The organism is Chromobacterium subtsugae (genome assembly GCF_035919665.1).
Classification (GTDB): Bacteria; Pseudomonadota; Gammaproteobacteria; order Burkholderiales; family Chromobacteriaceae; genus Chromobacterium; species Chromobacterium subtsugae.
On record NZ_CP142381.1, the window covers coordinates 39,503 to 57,341 of the forward strand.

The 17,839-nt window shown below is 66.4% G+C and carries 15 protein-coding genes; 2 read left to right on the forward strand and 13 right to left on the reverse strand.

What is annotated here, in order from left to right; genetic code table 11:
- Positions 1-7: 7 nt before the first annotated feature.
- Positions 8-1,162: a GNAT family N-acetyltransferase gene (locus U6115_RS00165; RefSeq protein WP_052257925.1), complete on the reverse strand. Its 1,155-nt coding sequence runs from the start codon at positions 1,160-1,162 to the stop codon at positions 8-10.
- A 342-nt stretch (positions 1,163-1,504) separates the two neighbouring features.
- Between U6115_RS00165 and U6115_RS00170 the strand changes: the two genes are divergently transcribed.
- Positions 1,505-2,092: a TetR/AcrR family transcriptional regulator gene (locus U6115_RS00170; protein ID WP_197466045.1), complete on the forward strand. Its 588-nt coding sequence runs from the start codon at positions 1,505-1,507 to the stop codon at positions 2,090-2,092.
- 51 nt (positions 2,093-2,143) lie between these two features.
- Here U6115_RS00170 and U6115_RS00175 read toward each other — a convergent pair whose 3' ends face one another.
- Positions 2,144-3,010, reverse strand: a complete 867-nt coding sequence (locus tag U6115_RS00175) for an MBL fold metallo-hydrolase (RefSeq protein ID WP_043573047.1) — start codon at positions 3,008-3,010, stop codon at positions 2,144-2,146.
- A gap of 134 nt (positions 3,011-3,144) precedes the next feature.
- On the opposite strand from U6115_RS00175, the gene U6115_RS00180 reads away from it, so the two are divergent.
- Positions 3,145-4,050: a LysR family transcriptional regulator gene (locus tag U6115_RS00180; protein ID WP_043572663.1), complete on the forward strand. Its 906-nt coding sequence runs from the start codon at positions 3,145-3,147 to the stop codon at positions 4,048-4,050.
- Between the two features lie 86 nt (positions 4,051-4,136).
- Here the strand turns inward: U6115_RS00180 and U6115_RS00185 are convergent, their stop codons facing one another.
- The 11 genes from U6115_RS00185 to U6115_RS00235 form a co-directional block, all read right to left on the reverse strand.
- Complete coding sequence (locus U6115_RS00185) at positions 4,137-6,119, reverse strand: methyl-accepting chemotaxis protein (RefSeq protein ID WP_043572666.1); 1,983 nt, start codon at positions 6,117-6,119, stop codon at positions 4,137-4,139.
- Positions 6,120-6,283: 164 nt separating this feature from the next.
- A complete protein-coding gene (locus U6115_RS00190) occupies positions 6,284-6,574 on the reverse strand; it encodes a hypothetical protein (protein WP_043572669.1) in 291 nt (96 codons plus the stop codon).
- Between the two features lie 66 nt (positions 6,575-6,640).
- Positions 6,641-7,915 carry an ATP-grasp domain-containing protein gene (locus U6115_RS00195; RefSeq protein WP_043572672.1) on the reverse strand — a complete coding sequence of 425 codons (1,275 nt, stop codon included), beginning with the start codon at positions 7,913-7,915 and terminating at the stop codon, positions 6,641-6,643.
- A gap of 63 nt (positions 7,916-7,978) precedes the next feature.
- On the reverse strand, positions 7,979-9,172 hold the full coding sequence (locus U6115_RS00200; RefSeq protein WP_047243057.1) for an MFS transporter: 1,194 nt from the start codon (positions 9,170-9,172) through the stop codon (positions 7,979-7,981).
- Positions 9,169-10,527 carry an amidohydrolase family protein gene (locus U6115_RS00205; protein WP_047243056.1) on the reverse strand — a complete coding sequence of 453 codons (1,359 nt, stop codon included), beginning with the start codon at positions 10,525-10,527 and terminating at the stop codon, positions 9,169-9,171. Before U6115_RS00205 ends, U6115_RS00200 begins: the two co-directional genes overlap by 4 nt.
- On the reverse strand, positions 10,524-11,777 hold the full coding sequence (locus U6115_RS00210) for an ATP-grasp domain-containing protein (RefSeq protein ID WP_052257927.1): 1,254 nt from the start codon (positions 11,775-11,777) through the stop codon (positions 10,524-10,526). Before U6115_RS00210 ends, U6115_RS00205 begins: the two co-directional genes overlap by 4 nt.
- Before the next feature lie 15 nt (positions 11,778-11,792).
- The gene (locus U6115_RS00215; RefSeq protein ID WP_043572675.1) at positions 11,793-12,737 is read right to left on the reverse strand and encodes a transketolase family protein; all 945 of its coding nucleotides are present in this window, start codon (positions 12,735-12,737) and stop codon (positions 11,793-11,795) included.
- Positions 12,734-13,555 carry a transketolase gene (locus U6115_RS00220; RefSeq protein WP_080509520.1) on the reverse strand — a complete coding sequence of 274 codons (822 nt, stop codon included), beginning with the start codon at positions 13,553-13,555 and terminating at the stop codon, positions 12,734-12,736. Before U6115_RS00220 ends, U6115_RS00215 begins: the two co-directional genes overlap by 4 nt.
- Positions 13,552-15,480: a M20/M25/M40 family metallo-hydrolase gene (locus tag U6115_RS00225; protein WP_197466043.1), complete on the reverse strand. Its 1,929-nt coding sequence runs from the start codon at positions 15,478-15,480 to the stop codon at positions 13,552-13,554. The genes U6115_RS00220 and U6115_RS00225 overlap by 4 nt, the downstream gene beginning before the upstream one ends.
- Positions 15,477-16,520, reverse strand: coding sequence for an N-acetyl-gamma-glutamyl-phosphate reductase (gene argC, locus U6115_RS00230; protein WP_043572677.1), 1,044 nt, complete (start codon positions 16,518-16,520; stop codon positions 15,477-15,479). Before argC ends, U6115_RS00225 begins: the two co-directional genes overlap by 4 nt.
- Positions 16,520-17,839 (reverse strand): DegT/DnrJ/EryC1/StrS aminotransferase family protein, encoded by a 1,320-nt coding sequence (locus tag U6115_RS00235; protein ID WP_043572679.1) that lies wholly within the window; start codon positions 17,837-17,839, stop codon positions 16,520-16,522. Before U6115_RS00235 ends, argC begins: the two co-directional genes overlap by 1 nt.

A 17,839-nucleotide genomic window follows, 5' to 3' on the forward strand; every position in this document is an offset into this window, starting at 1 on the left:
CCGCGGCTCAGCTGGCGATGACCAGCGGCACGTCCGGTTCCAGATAGGCGGGATTGACGCGAACGAAATGCAATTCGTCGCTGAAGCTGCCGTCGCTATTGCGCAGCCGGGATTTGCGCATGCCGTCGAAGCGGAATCCGCCGGCTTCCGCCACCGCCCGCGACGCCACGTTGCCCGGTTTGACGCCGAGCTCCAGCCGCACGTAGCCCGCTTGTTCGAACGCCCATTGCGACAGCAGCTGCAGCGCCCGCGAGGCAAAACGGCGGCCGCGGAACGACGGCAACACCCCGTAGCCGACATCCGCCACCTGCGGCGGCACCACCGCGCGCAGGACGATGCGCCCGGCCACCTCTCCGCTTTCGCAATCGACAATGCTGAAAAACGCATTCGGCCCGACCAGCCATTCCAGCGCGGCCTTCTCGACCCGGCTGGCGATATCGCAGCGCGACAGCGGTTCGATCAGCGACCAGCGCCTGGCCTCGACATTGGTCTGTTCGGCCAGCAAGGCCTCCACGTCGGCCACCGCCGCGACCCGCAAGGTGACGACGCCGTCGCTCAGCCCCTCGGGAGGCAAATCGGGAAAAACCTGCCGCAATGGCGTGCCGGCATCTTCGGGCAGCCTGGCGAACATGCCGCCGCTCTCCAGCCCGTGCAGCGTGGCGATGGCGCAACGCTGCACGCCCTCATAGCGGAAGCCGCAAGCCAGCGCGGTCTTGGCGCGATGGATGTCGCCCAGTCCGCACACCAGCTCCACCCGCGCGGCCCCGCACTCCAGAATCCAGCCGGCCAACGCGCCCAGCACTTCGGCCTCATAGCCCTGGCCGGCAAAAGCGGGATACAGGGCGTAATCGATCTCCACCGCCGCGGTGCGGGCATCGGTCAGCTTGACCAGCGCGGAACCCGCGATCGTGTTGTCGCGCACCCGGGTGATGGCGAACTCCGCCACCGGCAACGCCCGCGGGTGGGCAATCGCGCTTTTCAGGGCGGCCATCGCGGCATTGGCCTGATGGAAAGGGTCTGCCTGGAGCATCGACTGCTGAAAGCGGCTGTCTTGTATCGCCGCGTATAATTCATGCACCTCTTTGACACGCCAGGGACGCAAGGCCAGATTGTCCGTATTGATCAGCACGGACTCGATATGCAGTTCAGCTAGCTGAGCCATCGTGTCAGTACCCCACCCACCATCCAGTCGATTGCCCCTGCCCGCGTCTAGCCAGCGCTTGTGAAATCCACTTCATTCATGCCACCCCATTCAAGTGAAAACGAACCGATCTCGCCGGAAGATGGCTGTGCGCCCTCTCCCGTCTCCCACCTCCGCGCAGCGCCCTGCTCGCCAGATGCGCGACAAAAACATCGCGGCATGCGGACGAAAGCCGGCCTTTGCTAGACAAGCATGGCGCTAGCTGGTAATTTTTGTAGCAGCTGATACATAAATCGAAATATGCCGCCCAAATATCTAAATGTCAACTATTTATGTAGTGGAAAGTAAAGAAAGGAAAAATATATGAGCGTCAGAGGACGACCGCGCAGCTTCGACCGCGAGCAGGCGCTGCGTTCGGCCATGCGCGTCTTTTGGGCCAAGGGCTATGACGCCACCCAGCTGGCGGAGCTGACCAAGGTGATGAACATCAAGCCGCCCAGCTTCTACGCGGCTTTCCGCTCCAAAGAAGCCATCTTCCGCGAAGCGGTGGAGCTGTATCTGCACTCGGAAGGCTCCGCCAGCATGCGCGCGCTGGCGAGCGCGGCGACAACGGCCGAAGCGATACATGGCATGCTGCTGGCCAGCGTGGATACGGTGCTGGCCTCCCCGGGGGCCAACGGCTGCCTGCTGATCCTGGGCCTGGTCAATTGCGAACCGGACAACGTCGCGCTGCAGGACTATTTGCGGCAAATCCGCCAACACACCATCCAGCTGATACAAAGCCGGCTGGAAGACGGAGTAGGCAAGGGAGAGCTGCCCGCGGACGCGGACTGCAAGCAATTGGCAAACTTCTATTTCACCGTGATACAGGGCATATCGCTGCAGGCGCGCGATGGCGCCGACCGCGCCAGCCTGATAGACACCGTCAAGCTGGCGATGAAGTGCAACTAAGCCCGCCGCCGGCGGACGCCGGCCGGGAATCCGCTGGCGAAGCGGCCAGCCTCACAGGAACTGCCAGCCATACCCGTTTGCCGAGCGGCCGACCCGCCCGGCCGACGACGCGCCGAAGTGGGCGGTGAACACGGTGGCCTGATGTTCGCAGGCATAGTCCAGCAGCCAGCGGCGCGAGGTGCGCGCGCCGTCCTGCTCCCGGCAGAAGGCCGAGTTCCATTCCGGGTGGTAGACCTGCGCCGGCGAGTGCATGGCGTCGCCGCTGAAGATGGCGGTTGCGCCGGCCGAATGCAGCGTGATCGACATATGGCCGGCGCAGTGGCCGGGCGTCGGGTGAAAATGGAAGGCGTCTGCGTAATCGGCGCCGGCCGCGGCGATGCCGACGGCCTGGCCGCTGGCCAGCACCGGCGCCACGCTGTCGTCAAACACCACGCGGCGCTTGTCGGCCTCCGGCGTGGCGAAGAAATCCAGCTCGCCCTGCGGCATCGCGTAGCGGGCATTCGGAAAAGTCGGCACCCAGCGGCCCTCCGCCAGCCGGGTATTCCAGCCCACGTGGTCGGCGTGCAGATGGGTCAGCAACACATGGTCGACATCCTCCGGCTGGATGCCCAGCGCGGCCAGCCGCTGCAGAAACGGCGTGCGCAGCCGGTGGAACAGCGCGTTGAACGGCCGCTCCTTGTCATTGCCCAGGCCGGTGTCGATCAAATACACCTTGCCGCCCAGCTCCACCACCCAGGTATGCACGCTGAGAATGATGTGCTCGCCGCTGGCATCGAACAGCTCGCGCAGCTGCGGCTGCTCGTCCAGCGCGGCGTCGCGCCAGTCGGCGTACAGATAGGCCGGGGTGATGCCGGTGAGCAGGGTGTCGGTCACGCGGGTCACGCGGGCATTGCCGATGGTGTAGGTGTGGGCGTTCATCTGGTTTCTCTGGTCGGTTGGCGGCATGTCCGCGCTAGGCATGTCCCTACTATCCCGGAAACTACCAATGCATTCCAATACCGTATTATGATTTTGTGATAACTTAAAAGCATCATAAAACCGAAAACACCAGCATGGAGCTGCGGCATCTGCGCTATTTCGCGGCGGTGGCCGAACACGCCAGCATCCGCGCCGCATCGGAGACACTGCACATCAGCCAGCCCGCCATCACGCGCCAGATCCAGGATCTGGAGGGCGAGCTGGGTTTCGCGCTGTTCGCGCGCTCGCCGCGCGGGCTGCGGCTGACGCCGGCCGGCGACAGCTATCTGCGCGATGTCCACGCTATCCTGGCGGCGCTAGACGCCGCCGGCCAGCGCGCCCGCCGCGTCGCCGGCGGCGCGGCCGGACAGCTGCGGCTGGGCTATGTGGAAAACACCGGCTGGGATGGCCCGGTGCCGCAGGCGCTGCAGCGTTTCCAGGCGGAAGCGCCGGAAGTCGCCGTCGAACTATCGGCGCTGAACAGCCCGGAACAGCTGGCCGCCATCGCCCGCCATGCGCTGGACGGCGGCTTCATCTACCAGCTGGAGCCGCTGCCGGACGGTTTCGCCTCCCTGCCGCTGCGGCAGCAGGACGTGGTGCTGGCGCTGCCGCGCGCCTGGCGGATAGAACATGACGAGACGCAGCCGTTCGACCTGCGCGCGCTGGCCGGGCGGCCTTTCATCGCCTTTCCCCGCGCCGTCTACCCCGAATACCACGACCGCCTGTTCAGCGCCTGCCTGCAAGCCGGCGTCCGGCTGAACGTGGTGCAGGAGCAGCCGACCGAGGCGGCGATGCTGGCGCTGGTTTGCGCCGGGGTCGGCGCCGCCATCGTCAACGCCGCCAACCTGGCGCGGCCGCCGGCGCAGGCGCGGTTTTACCGGCTGCGAAACCTGTCGGTGCCGCTGCCGCTGTGTTTCGTCTGGCGGCGCGAGGCCGGCAATCCGGCGCTGGCGCGCTTCGTCGACAGCTTGCGGCAAACCATCGACAGCGCGCGGCCATAGCCGCAACGCGCCTGAACCCCGCGCGGCGGCAATAAAAAAGCGAGGCGGTCTATCGCCTCGCTCTTGCCGGTCCGCCGCCTGCCGGCTTACAGCTTGAAGCGCCCGATCAGCGACTCCAGCTCCTCGCCCAGCCGCGCCAGCGCCACCGTGGCCTGTTGCGCCTGCTCGATGGAGCCGTCGGTCTGCAGCAGCATGGTGTGGATGTTTTCGATGTGGCGGGCGATTTCCTGGCTGGCGCTGGACTGCTCGGCGGTGGAGGCGGCGATGTCGCCCACCGACTGCACCACCTGCAGCGCGTGGCCGCTGATCTGCTGGATGGACTGCGACGATTCGCCGGCCAGCCTCACACCCTGGTCCACCTGTTGCAGCGCGCCGCCCATGCTGTCGGACGCCTGCGCGGTGTCGCGCTGCATGGTCTGGATAACGCCGGAGATTTCCAGCGTGGCCTGGGCGGTGCGCTCGGCCAGCTTGCGCACTTCGTCCGCCACCACCGCGAAGCCGCGGCCCTGCTCGCCGGCGCGCGCCGCCTCGATCGCCGCGTTCAAGGCCAGCAGATTGGTCTGGTCGGCGATGTCGCGGATCACCGACACGATGCCGGAAATCTGGTCGGAGCGCTGCTGCATGCCGCCCAGCACATCGGCCAGCTGGCGCACGGTGCTGGCGATGCGGCCGATTTCCGCCGCGGTGGCGTCGACATTGGCCGCCGCCTGGCCGGACAGGGCGTCGGCTTCGCGCGCGCGCAGCTCTGCCACCCGCGCCGATTCGGCGATGTGGCTGACGCTGACCGACAGCTGCTCGACGCTGGCGGCGGTGGCGTTGGCGGCTTCCGCCTGGCGGGCGGAGCTGCCGCGGATCTGGTCCACTTCGCCGGATAGCTGGCGCACCGAGCCCAGCACGTCGCCGGCGTGGCGGCGCACGTCCAGCATCATGTGGCGCAAAGAGCCGGTGAAGGTGTTGAAGGCGCCGGCGGCCTGGCCGATTTCGTCGCGGCTGGCGATGGCCAGTTCGCGGGTGAGGTCGCCGCTGCCGGAGGCCAGCTCGGTCATCGCGCCCTGCAGCCGGCCCAGCGGGCGCAGCAGCTGGCTGAGCGTGGCGCCCAGCAGCAGCAGGATCAGCGCCAGGATGCCCAGGCTGATGAAGGCCGACTGCCAGCTGGCGGCCCGCACCGGGGCGAAGGCTTCGTCCAGCGGGATGGAGATGCGCACCGCCCACGGCGCGCCGGCCTCGCCCACCGTGATCGGCATGATGAAGTGGCGATAGCCGTCGGCGCTTTCGTATTCGGCCGGCCGGCCTTCCTTGATCGCCGCCTTGGCTTCGGCCGGCAGGTCGGGCGCGGCCTTGCCGTTGAGCGCCGGCTCGCGGCCCGCCAACTGCACGCCGCCGTTGGAATACAGGCTCATGAAGCCGTTTTGGTACGGTTTGACCTTGGCCGCCATTTCCTGCAGATGGCCCAGCGCGATGTCGCAGCCGGCCACCCCCAGCACCTTGCCGTTCAGGATCAGCGGGAAGGACAGCGTGCCCATCAGGATTTTCACATCCGGGTCGACATAGGGCTCGGTCAGCATCGGCTTGCCGGTCTTGCGCGGCTCGGTGTAATAAGCGCTTTCGTCGACGCCGTCGCTGCCCCACACCACGTCCACCTTGCCGGCCTTGCGGAACCAGTACACGCCGTAGCGGCCGGTATGGTCGTTTTCCGGCTTGCCGGCCAGCTCGGCGTCGCGGCCGTCGAAGGCGTTCGGCTCCCAGTCCACCCAGTAGCCGACGGCGTCCGGGTTGTTGGGCAGCTGCCGCTTCACCACTTCCGACAGCAGCGAGCGGCCGTTGGCCGGCAGCGCGGCGCGCACGCCGGTCGCCGCCTCGGCCATCGCCTGCGCCGAATCGTAAGTCTTGCCCAGCATCCGCTGCACGCGGCCGGCCTCGCTGTCGGCCAGCAGCCGGGCGTGGTCCAGCACCGCGTTTTCGGCGTTGCGGTAGCTGTTGTAGATGTTGGCGCCTGCCAGCACGATAAAACCGATCAGGATCAGCAGGCCGGAACCGGCCAGTATCTTGCCTTTTATGGTGGTAATCATTCGTCTCCCCTTGCCTTGCCAACGCCGCCCCCGCGGCGGGCGGATGCCGGTTCCGCCGTTATAGCATTCGCATGTGTCTTCATGGCGAGGCCGCCGCACGGCGCGCCCCGACCTTCGAAGGTAACGCAGCCGGCGACGCGGCACAAAGGAAGGATTACCGCCGGCTACCAGCGCGCGCGTTTGAACAGGCTGAGCTGGTTGACGCGGAACAGCCGCGCCGGGCGCTGGCTGCCCCCTGGAACGGGTCGGTGGCCAGCCGCGAGCGGAAGACTTTCCACTCCGGCGTGGACGGCGAGACGGTGAACTTCGACAAGGACCCCGCCATCGATGACGACATCCAGAAATCCGCCAAGGGCTTGGCGCGGGTGAAAGAAGCAGATAGCCGCTTCGTGCTGAGCCAGCAACAAATGCCGGAACAGGCGGCCGGCGGCTGCAGGCTGCGTGGCGCTCTCCACCGCCAGGCGCCGCAGACTGGCGCTGAGCCGGCCCCGCCGGACGTCTGGCGGGAACCGGCGCCTGGCTTACACCGCTTCCGCCGCCTCGGCCAACGGCTCGGCTTCGAAGCGCACCGCGGCGGCGGCCTGATCCAGCGCCGCCTTGCACGCCGCCTCGCTATCGCCATAGGCGGTCAGGAAAGCGTAACGACCGGAGACGCGCGGGAAATACAGGGTATGTCCCGGCTCCACCAGCAGGCACACGTCGTCGACATTCTCCGGCAACGCGTCGCGATCCACCGCCAGCGCCTGGACCACGCAGTCGCCGTCCGGATACAAGAAACGGACGGCGGCCGTGCGTTGACGGGTCCGAGCCACATCCGGTGCGCGCCCGCAAGCCACCGCCACAGCCACCGCGCCGGCGCGGATGCCGCTGGAAATGCCACCAATATACGGAATCATGTCGCCGCCCAGACGCGAATTGATTTCGATGATCTTCGGCCCTTTCGCGGTCAGCATCAGCTCGGTGTGCGTAATGCCGTTGCGGAAACCCACCGCGCGGTGCGCGCCTCCCAGCACGGCCAGGAATTCGGCATCCTCCAGCAGGGGATCGTGGCCGTGAACCACGTGGCCGATCTCTTCGAAATGGGGGAAAAAGCCAGTTTCCTTGCGCGCGACGAACAGAGGATGCATCCGGCCGTCCACCCAGGCCACGTCCACGCTGACCTCCTCGCCAGTCATGTACTCCTCGATCAGCACGCTGCTTTCATAGCGGGTATAGCCGCTGCCGGCCAGCAGTTCGCAATGCTGGTCGACATGCTGCATGGCGGCGGTCAATTCCGCCTCGTCGTTCACCAGCGTGACGCCGTAGCTGCCCCCCAGGCCACGCGGCTTCACGATGACCGGATAGCCGATGCGGGCGGCGGTGGCGACCGCCTGCCCGATGTCGGCCACCAGCACCGACTCCGGCTGCGGCACCGCGGCGGCGGCCAACGCCTGGCGGGTTTCATGCTTGTCGCGGCAGCGCGCGTAGGCGTCCGTTTCGCCGCCAGGCAGACCCAGCGCCGCGGCGACCCGCGATGTCGGCACCATCCGGATCTCGTCCCAGCAGATCAGGCCATCGATCTTCCGCGTGGCCGCCAGCGCCAACGCCTCCCGCGCCATCGCCTCGGCGTCCAGCGTGTTCACCAGCGTGTATCCGTTCAGATAGGGGATCTGCCAGGTCGGCGCAGCATCGGTGAACAGCCAGACATTCGCCTCCTCTACGATTTGCCGCAGCAGGTATTCGCGATAGAGGTGAAAGCCAGTGGAAATCACCAGGACGGTCGGACGTTGCTGATTGATGGATTTCAATTCCGTCATTTCTATGTCTCTTTCCTTGCCGTAACGGTTACGCAGGCCCGCGCGCCGCGAGCCCGCTCTTGCCTATTTGGCGCCGGACAACTGCTCGGCCAGCGGCACGCGCTTCTTGACGCTGGCGAAGCTCACCACCGCGCACAACAAGGCCAGGCCGGCGACAATCAGCCAGTTCAGGCCCGGGCGTCCCATATGGCGCGACAGGTCGAACAGCAAGCCGGCCAGGAACGAACCCAGCATGTTGCCTAGGCTGCGGAAGAAGTGCATCGCGCCCATCGCGCGGGATAGCCGATCGGCCGGGATCTTGGCCGAAACCCACATATCAAACGAAGGCGTGAACAGGATGTCGCCCAGGATCACGATCAGGCAGCCCGCCACCACCCAATAGGCGGAGACGCCCATCCCGAACATCAGATAGGCGGCGCTCATGCCGATGAAGGCAATCGCCATCACGTAGCCAGGCGGGAAACGGCCGTTGAAGAAACGGAAGATCGGCATCTGCAGCAACAGCATCGCCACGCCGGTGATCCAGAACGGAACCGTCAGCGGCAGCTCCTTGACATAAGCCTGCATATGCAAGGGCATGGAGACGACGAAGTTGAGAGACAGCAGCCAGAACAAGCTGGACAACAGGAAGTAGAAGGTCCCCTCTCCCAACTCCAGCCCTTTCAAGATGCCGGCGTTGAACAGCGGCACGTCGCGCTTGGGCGGATGGGTCTCGCCCGGAATCACGAAGTACGCGGCGATGCAGTAGCCGATGAACAGCAGGAACACCACCAGGAACACCAGCGGCATCTGGGCATTGCTGAACAGGCCGCCAGCCAGGGCGCCGAGGATGATGCCGGACTGGGATGCCAGCTGGAAGCTGGAAAACGCCTTGGCCCGAGCCGCTTCCGGAAATTCGCCCAGCACGTTCTTCAGCCCGGGGAAGGAGGTGCCCGAGCCGAAGCCCACGAAGAAGGCCAGCGCGCTATAGGCGACGACGTCATGCGCGAAAGCCATCAGGCCCAGGGCCACCGCCTCCACCAGGATGCCGATGACGATGCCGTGGCGCTTGCCGACCCGCGCCGAAAATCCCTCATAGCTGAAGGTGGCGCTCAAACGGCCGACATAGGTCATGAACATGACGAAGCCGGCCCAGAACCCGCTGTAGCTTGATCCCAAGGTGGCGACGAGATGCGGAAAATAGATGAAATTCCCAATACCCGCCAACGCGATGCCGATATTGATGCCATACATGGTACGTCTATGTTGCGGTGTCATAGCGAGACTTTCCCTTTGGTCGCGGAAGCGCGTCTGGAGTGAATGAATTGCGCGATGCGCGCGCGGTCCACCGCGATGCCGCGGACCACGGTCTCATCCGGCAAGGCGCCGGTCGCCGCATCGGCGTCGCGAAACAGGTTGAACGTCGCGGCGGCCCCGACTGCGAACGGCTCAGAGGCGGCGCGCCCAGCCAGCAGCTCGAAAAAGCGGCGGCCGTCGAGACAGGCGTTGGTCTGCAGCGCGACGTCGGCCCGGCCCCGCCGCTCCGCCAGCAGCCTCAATTCGGCCAGCAGGCTGTAGCCATGGAAGCCGCCGGCGTTGCCGGCGTCGGTTCCCACTCGCAGGGCGCCGCGGGCCAGCGCGGCGCGGCTGTTCTGCCGCATGGCGCGCAGCGCGCCGGTCCGGGTTTCGAAACAGTTGCGGGCGACGCCGAACGGCTGCTCGATGCCCGCCACGAAATCGAGGTTCGCCGCATCCTGCGTCTGCACGAAACCGGCATGGCCATATTCGTCCAGAAACTCCTCGCGGCTCATCACCATCGGCCGCAAGCCCGACAGCGTCGAGACGAAGGATGCCCCCGGCAGGTTCGCCCAGTCGGCATCGCTCAGTTCGACATCGCGCACGGCGTGGGCGAAATAGCGGAAACCGAAGCGATAGGCCAGCAGCACCTCCTCGCGCGTATTGCAGTCCAGCACGCAAGGGATGCCGCGCGCCGCCACCGCCTTGGCCAGCGCCTCCAGCAGCGGCGCCGACAGCCGGTTGAACTTGACCGGCGAGCCAGGCTGCTCGACGCCATCGGTGAACATCACTTTCAGGAAGCTCGCGCCCAGCTTGGCGTTGGCCTCCAGAATCGTATCCAGGTCGCTCTCGCAGCCCAGCATGAACACCGGCGACGGAAACTCGGTGCCGTGCGCGCCCTTGCCGTCATAGCCGCACATCGCGGTAATCGCGTAGCCGCAGTGCGCCACCTCCGGATAGGGCAGCCAGGACGCCGCAGCCGCGTCCTGCCAGCGCTGCCGGACCAACGGAAACCCAAACATGTCCACCACCTGCGTCACCCCGTGGTAGAGGTATTGCAGCGCCACCAGTTCAGGCTCGTCTATGCTGTCGTCGAAATTGGCGGGCAGCGCGATATGCGCATGGCACTCGGTATACCCCGGCCACAGACTGGCCGCCGGCTTGGCGCCGGCCGCCGTTTCGCCGACCGCCCGGATGGAGGCAAAATGCCCATCCTCCACCTCCACATCGAACAGCTGCGACGAGTCAAGCACCGGAATCGCCACCCGGCGCAGCGCGCGGCGGGCGCCGTCGCCCGCAGCCGTCGCCGGCCTGCTTTCGGCAACGGCTGCGCTCACTTCGCCACCCCTACCGCCAGTTCCAGATGAATGCTGTCCAGCGCGGCCTCGCAGCGCTGATTGACCTGCTCGCGGCTATCGCCGGTGAAGACCATGTGGCCGAGCCAATCGAAATTGCTCTTCGACAGACGGGAAACGGGACGGCCCGGCGCCCGGTAGCTCAGCGCATCGTGATAGCCGGGCAAGTTCTTCAGTTGGGAGAAGTCGATCTTGGACAGCGTGCCGTCCACCGGCGAGCCAAACCACCGGACGCTGGCGACGACATCGCCGGGCACCGGATGCTCGGGCGTCTCGCCCAGCGCCTGGCGGATCACTTCCAGGTACGGATCCACGCCGCTGGACAGTTGCATCAGGCTGGGCACCACGCCACCGATCAGACGGCCGTTGACCTCGCACAGTACCGGGCCATCCTGGCTCAGCAGGTATTCGGTGTGGATGAAGCCGAAGTCCACGCCCAAATGCGTCAGCACCTTCTCGTTCATCGCAAACAGCTCGTCCTGCAGCGGATGGCCCTTGAAATAGGTGGCGCCCATTTCAATGAAGTAGGGGAAACCGCTCAGCGCGCGGTCGGTGATGCCCAGGTTGACCACCTTGCCGCCCTGCTGCACGCAGGCTTCCACCGACACCAGCTCGCCCTCGACGAATTCCTCGACCAGGATGTCAGGAATGCGCACCACGCCGCGGCCGTAATCGGCGATCTTGGCCAGCTCGGCCAGGTATTGCTCCAGGTCTTTTTCATTGGTCAGATGCAGCACATGCAGGCTGGCCGTGCCATCCGACGGCTTGACCACGCAGGGGAAACCGATTTCGCGCACTGCCGCCTCCACCTGCTGCGGGTCGCTGACATGCGCGAAGCGCGGCTGCCGAACGCCGGAGCCGGCCAGCTTGGTGCGGGTGCGGTGCTTGTGGCGGGCATTCAGCGCGCCTTCCACGCTCATGCCCGGCAGGCCCAGCGCCTGCGCCACGGTGGCGGTGTGGACAGTGTGGTACTCGCTATAGGTGGCCACGCCGTGCACCGGCTTCTCGGCATGCAGGCGCTTGGCCAACGCCAGCAGCGCATCGATGACGAAAGCGTCGTCGGACTTGATCACGCGGCAGCGAGGATGCTCGAAAGCGGCCTTGGCCAGCGGCGATACGTTCAGGTAGAAATCCGGGTCCGCCGAGACCAGCGTGACGTCATGGCCCAGTTCCAGCGCGTTTGCGATGCCGGCGATGCCATTGGGATTGCATTCGATCATCAAGATATGCATTTTTTGATTCCTTGTTCAATGAGATAGGTCGCCGGCGCGCCGAGCAGCGGCCGGGAGCAATTGTTCTATGCGCTGGCGCAGCGACTCGCTGGTAAAGCCCAGCGAGGCCAGCACTTCCTCGTGCGAGCCGCCGACGCCGGGCCAACCCTCGCCGCAATTGAAGGAGTGCACGCGGACTTCCGGCAACAGCAGCGCCAGGGCCGAGCCGATGCCGCCTTGCGCGCGATGCTCCTCCGCCACCAGCACGGCATCGAAGCCGGCCAAGCCCGCCGCGGCCTGGGCCAGCGCCTCGCTATCCAGCCGCCACAAATGCGCGTGCGCGAATTCGGCGCCCTGCTCCCGCGCCGCCAACACCGCCGCCGTGGCCATTTCCCCGGCGGAGACCACCGCCAGCGTCGGCGCGGCCGAACCGGAGGCCGCCTGCCAGACGATGCCGTGCCGGTCTCGTTCTCCGTCCAGGCTGGCATAGGCGCCGTTTCTGCCCAGCCGCATGTAGAACGGGCCCGGGGTTTCGGCCATCAAGCGCACCGCGTCACGCGTCTCCTCCTCGCCGTAAGGCGCCAGGATGCGGATGCCAGGGAAAGACTGGACGATGGCCAGATCCTCCAGACAGTGGTGCGTGGTGCCGAACCAGCCGCCGGCCACGCCGGCGTAAGGCGCAACCACCTTGATGTTGGCCGCCATATAACCCATCGACAGCTTCATGCTTTCCGCCGCGCGCAGCACCGCGAACGGCGCGAAAGTACTGAAGAACGGCGTCAAGCCGTTGAAGGCCAGCGCGGTGGCGCAATCGATGGCGGCCGCTTCGGCGATGCCGAGATTGAAGAAACGGTCAGGATGGGCGCTCTGGAACGGATGCTTGGCGCCACCCAGATCCCCCTCCAGGCAGACGATGGCGGCGTCATCCACCGCCAGCCGCGTCAGTTCTTCCCGATAAGCAATTCGACCAGCCAGACTCATGCGATGGTCTCCTTCCATTTTTTGGCGACTGCCGGCTTCAGCACCGCATAGTGGCAGGCGGGATTGTTCTCGATCGCGCCGACGCCCTTGCCCTTGACGGTATCGGCGACGATGGCCAGCGGCCGGTCGCCCCTGGCGTCATGCGCATCGATGATCGCGCCCAGCGCCGCCGGATCATGGCCGTCGGCCTGCGCACAATCGAAGCCGAAGGCCTCGAAACGCCTGAGCAGATCCGGCATCGGCGAAATCTCGTCGACCGCGCCGTCGTTCTGCCCGCCGTTTCGATCGACGATCACGATGAAGTTGCCCAGCCCTTTGCCGCTGGCCAGCTGGAACGCCTCCCAGCAAAGGCCCTCCTGCAATTCGCCGTCGCCGGCCACCGCGATCGCCCGGCGCCGGTCGCCCTTGATCCGGCGTGCTAGCGCCCAGCCGACGCCGTAAGCCACTCCGTGGCCCAGGCTGCCGGTGGCGAAGCGCACGCCGGGTATCTTGTGGTTGGGATGGCCGGTCAGGATGGAACCGGCCGCGCCATAGCTGGCGACCGGGTCCTCCGGCATGATGCCCAGGTGGTGCATCACCGCGTACAGGCCGGCAGCGGCGTGCCCCTTGCTGAGGATCACCTCGTCACCCGCCGCGCGGTCTACGCTGGCAAAGGCGGCGATCAGGATGTCGGCCACAGACAGGCTGCCGCCGATATGGCAGCCGGTCGGCGTCGCCGCCAGGTCGACGATGGTGCGCCGCACGCGGCGCTGCAATTCGTCCAGCCCGACCTTGTCCCATGCGGCGGACTGGGCGCCGGTTTCGATGATCTCGCTCATTGCCGCCCTCCCCGCACCGCGAACCACTGCGCCACCGCCGCATCCAGCACCTCGCGCGCCCGGCCGAACTCCTCGGCGGTCACGAACTCGTGGTCGGTATGGTCCAGCGCGGAATCGCCCGGGCCGTACGCCACCATGTCCACGCCAGTCCAGCGCGTCGCCAGCGTGTTCATGTCGCTGGTGCCCTTCTTCACCACGTAGCGCGGCGCGATCCCCTGCGAGGCGAAAGCCCTGCCGAAGCAGCGCGCCAGCTCGCAGGTCCGCGTGGTGCCGTATCCCGGCGTCGCCCGCTCGATATCGCAGCGCACCTCTTCGTTCGCGCAGGTCTCGACCGCCGCCAGCAGGGCCGGCAAATCCGCCGATGGCGACACGCGGAAATTGAGTATCCCCTCGGCGTGCTGCCGGTTGGAGTCGCTCCAGCTTTTGGTCGAGATCAGCGCGCTGATGCCTTCCGGATCGAAACGGGCCGCGCAGTCCCGCAGTGTGGCCACCGTTTCCACCATCAGGTCCGGCGCCGACACCACGCCTTTACCGGCCGAGTGCGCATGGCGGACCGAGGCGACGATGCGTATCTTGAGCAAGCCGTAGTAGCCCAGCGTCAACGTATCGGCGCGGCTGGGTTCGCCGATGACCACCGCGTCGGCGATCAGGCTGTCGCGAATATGGAAAGCCCCCTTGGACGAGGACACTTCCTCCTCGACCGCGCCCACCACCGTCAGACGGCCGTGCTCCGGCACGCTGGCCGCCAGCAAGGTTTCAACGAAGTTGACCAGCGATCCCTTGGCGTCCACCACGCCGCGCGCGCTCAAATGGCCGTCGGCGTTGAGGATCGGCCGCCACGGGCCGGGGACGGTGTCGATATGCCCCAGCAACAGCAGATGCTGCGGGCCATTCCCCTTGCTGGCGACGAAATTGCCCGCCGCGTCGACATGGGCGTCCACGCCCTGCTGCCGGCAATACGCCACCAGCCATTTCGCGATCTCGGCCTCGTCCCTCGACACCGAATTGATGGAAACCGCCTTCGTCAGGCTGGCCAGCGCTGGGTGCGGCGGCGGGAGCGGCCATACCCGGGTCACGCCGGCCGCCTGCGCGAACGAGTGCGGGCCGACGATGGCCACATCGGCGATCCCGTTCTCGATCACATGCCGCGCCGCGCGCATTTTCTGCTTCATCCGTCCCTTGACGAAGTCCAGTTCGACGCCGGGGAAGATATCGGCGACCACCGACTCGGGGTCGTCGATATCCCGCAGGATGCCCGGCGTGGACGTGACGAAGCGGATATGGTCCGCCTGCAGCGCCGTCGCGAGAAAGGCCGCCAGCATATCGGCGTCGGTATTCAGCACCGCGGCGGCGGCGTCGGCGCCGGCCACCGGCGCGGTCAGGCAGACCACGTCGTACTGCTCGAGCAGATGCCCCAGCAGCGCGCGCTGGCAATCGACCGGCGTGCCGACCAGATGTTCGCGCACCACCAACGCCTTGCCGTCCACCTGTACTTTGATCGGACGGTTGCGCTGGGCGGTGACCAAGCTCAACTGGTGGCCGGGCGCCGCGAAGGCGCGCAGCCCCGCGTCGGCGAAGCCCTTGAGCGCCGACGGGATCACCTGGTCGCGGTAGGTCCGCACCAACAGGTCGATATCTTCGCGGCTGGCGGTGCGTACCGCGTCGCCGTTGGCCAGCGTGTGGTAGCGCAAGGGCAGGCCTTCGGCGGCATATTGCCGCTCGATGGCGCTGCCGCCGCCGACAACCACCAGCACGCGGCACCCGGTTTCAGCCAAGGCCGCGATTTCGCCGAATACCGCGCTGCCGGCATCCAGCGTGGCGCTGCCCACCTTGATGACATAAAGCGGCATCCGGCTTTTGGGAATGGCCGCTCCCGGCGCCGGCGCCTGCGCGGGAACGGATCCCGGATTGAAAAGCGCTGTCATGGCCACATTCCTCCATAGGCTAGTCCTTCCGCCTCGTCGAAGCCTTCGGCGAGATTCATCGCCTGAATCGCCTGGCCGGCGGCGCCCTTGATCAGGTTGTCCAGCGCGCTGACCACCGTGCAGCGGCGGCCAACCGTGTCGGTGGCGATTTCCACCGCGTTCGAGCCGACCACCGTTTTGAGCATCGGCATATTCCACGGTCCCTGGGCCGGGCCGAGGTAACGGATGAAGCGCGTGTTGCCGTAGGCCGACATGAAGGCCTTGCGCACATCCAGCTCCTGCACGCCTTCGCGCAAGGTGAAGAAAGACGACACCGAAATACCGCGTGGGCTATCCAGGCTGCCGGCGGAAAAACGCAGGTCGACCCGCTGTCCGGCGTGTTCGGCCAGGGCCTCGACGATCTCGGGCTCGTGCCGGTGGCCGGACAGTTTGTACGGCCGGTAGTTATGGCCGCGCTCGGCCGGGTGCTCCGCGCTCTCCTTGCCGCTGCCGCTCGAGCCGGTCTTGGCCTCGGCGACGATGTCTGACTCGACCAGGCCCCGCGCCACCAGCGGATACAGCGAATAGAAGGTCGCGATCGCCATGCACCCTGGCAAATTAAGCAGCGGCGCATCGGCATACTCGGCTTGCCAGAACTCCGGAATCAGGTAGCGCGCATCCGCCGGCATTCCCAGCGCGGCCGTCTGCGGATAGTGCTTGGCGACCAGCTCGGGATCGCGCAGACGGAAATCGCCGGCGAGATTGATGATCCGGCGCGCCTTGCCGCGAATCTGCTCGAGCATGCCGGGCAGCGCACCGCCCGGCAGGCAGGAAAACACGATGTCGACAGGCTGCATCGACTCCATCGCCACGAACCGCTTCCGCCCGGTTTCGGGAAAGTGGCGAAGCGAGGGGATGGTCCGGCCGATCGGCTGGCCCGCGCGGGCGCGGGACGTCACGTCGACCAGCTGGACATGGCGATGGCCCTGCAGGAGGCGGATCAGCTCGCCCCCCACGAAGCCCGCGGCCCCCAAAACGGATACCGTTACCGTTTTCATCATTACCCCAGGCGGCTATCGCGTTGATATGGCAGCGGAAACTCGCCCTTCGTCGCCAGCTCGCGGATCACGTCAGGACGCGCCGCGATCTTGCGGAACGCCAGCGCGTACGACTGGATGCGCTCGGTCTCTACCGGAGAACGCAATTCGCGGCACAGGGTCAGGGTCGATTCCAGCATGTCCAGCGTGTTGGGGAAGCGCTCGATCTGGTATTCGCTGAAGTCGCGGTCGCTGAGCGAGAAGGGATAGCCGTTGCCGAAACCGGTGCGGTTCTGGAAGGGCAGGTGGCCCGGAATCGGCCGGTTCTGCCATTCGCGCGCCGGCACGCCTTCGGCCAGCAGCAGCTCCTGCACCGCGGCCTTCACCGCATGCACGGGCAGATCGTCCAGGCCGGCGGCGGCCGGATGCAGCTTGATCCGGTACATATTGTAGGAATGGACATAGCCGGCCGGCACCGTCGGTCCGCTGAATAGGCCGGTGGTGGCCAGTTGCGCGGTCAGATAGTCGGCGTTGCGCTGGCGGATCGCGTCATAGTAGCCCAGCCGCTTGAGCTGGCTGATGCCGAAGGAGGCGACGATGCCCGACATCGCGTAGTCGATGCCCGAGGTTTCCAGGAATTTGAGCGCGCGCTGGTATTTCTCCTCGTCGGAGAAGAAGGCGATGCCGCCCTCGCCGCCGACCGGGAAGTTTTTATCCGCCATCAAGCTCTGCCCGGCAGCATCGCCCAGCGAGCCGCAGACCTTGCCGTCGATGGAGGCGGAGTGGGCGTGGGAAGCATCTTCGACCAGCGCCAGCTGGTGGCGGTCGCAGAGGTCGCGCAACGCCGCCATATTGGCCGGCAGGCCATGCACATGCACGGGCATCACGACGCGGGTACGCGGCGTGATCGCGGCTTCCACCGCGGCAACGTCGACGCAGTAGGTCTGCGGGTCGATGTCCACGAACACCGGAATCGCCTTGGCGGCCACGATGGCCTGAGCGGTCGCGATGAAGGTGAAGCAAGGCACGATCACCTCGTCGCCCGGCTCCACGCCGGCGCCGATCAGCGCCAGGTGCAGCGAAGACGTGCCGCTGGCGGTCGCGATGGCGAACGGCGCGCCGACATACTGGCGGTAGTCCTCGGTGAACTGCGCCACCGACGTGGAATGATTGCGCAGGATGCTGATCTGCATCTGCAGCACATCTTCCTTGGTGATCACCGGGAATAGGGTGCGGCGGAAGCCTTGGCCAATGACAGGCGGACCGCCAAGATGCGCCAGTTCGTCGCGCAGGACGCTATCTGTCGGCCACGGCAGCGGCAGTGCCGGAAAATCGGTTTGCAT

Coding starts and splice junctions, on each gene's coding strand:
- U6115_RS00195 (WP_043572672.1), bottom strand. CDS start 7,915: ATGACGGAATTGAAATCCATCAATCAGCAACGTCCGACCGTCCTGGTG.
- U6115_RS00175 (WP_043573047.1), bottom strand. CDS start 3,010: ATGAACGCCCACACCTACACCATCGGCAATGCCCGCGTGACCCGCGTG.
- U6115_RS00220 (WP_080509520.1), bottom strand. CDS start 13,555: ATGAGCGAGATCATCGAAACCGGCGCCCAGTCCGCCGCATGGGACAAG.
- argC (WP_043572677.1), bottom strand. CDS start 16,520: ATGATGAAAACGGTAACGGTATCCGTTTTGGGGGCCGCGGGCTTCGTG.
- U6115_RS00200 (WP_047243057.1), bottom strand. CDS start 9,172: ATGACACCGCAACATAGACGTACCATGTATGGCATCAATATCGGCATC.
- U6115_RS00185 (WP_043572666.1), bottom strand. CDS start 6,119: ATGATTACCACCATAAAAGGCAAGATACTGGCCGGTTCCGGCCTGCTG.
- U6115_RS00225 (WP_197466043.1), bottom strand. CDS start 15,480: ATGACAGCGCTTTTCAATCCGGGATCCGTTCCCGCGCAGGCGCCGGCG.
- U6115_RS00170 (WP_197466045.1), top strand. CDS start 1,505: ATGAGCGTCAGAGGACGACCGCGCAGCTTCGACCGCGAGCAGGCGCTG.
- U6115_RS00180 (WP_043572663.1), top strand. CDS start 3,145: ATGGAGCTGCGGCATCTGCGCTATTTCGCGGCGGTGGCCGAACACGCC.
- U6115_RS00165 (WP_052257925.1), bottom strand. CDS start 1,162: ATGGCTCAGCTAGCTGAACTGCATATCGAGTCCGTGCTGATCAATACG.
- U6115_RS00215 (WP_043572675.1), bottom strand. CDS start 12,737: ATGAGTCTGGCTGGTCGAATTGCTTATCGGGAAGAACTGACGCGGCTG.
- U6115_RS00210 (WP_052257927.1), bottom strand. CDS start 11,777: ATGCATATCTTGATGATCGAATGCAATCCCAATGGCATCGCCGGCATC.
- U6115_RS00235 (WP_043572679.1), bottom strand. CDS start 17,839: ATGCAAACCGATTTTCCGGCACTGCCGCTGCCGTGGCCGACAGATAGC.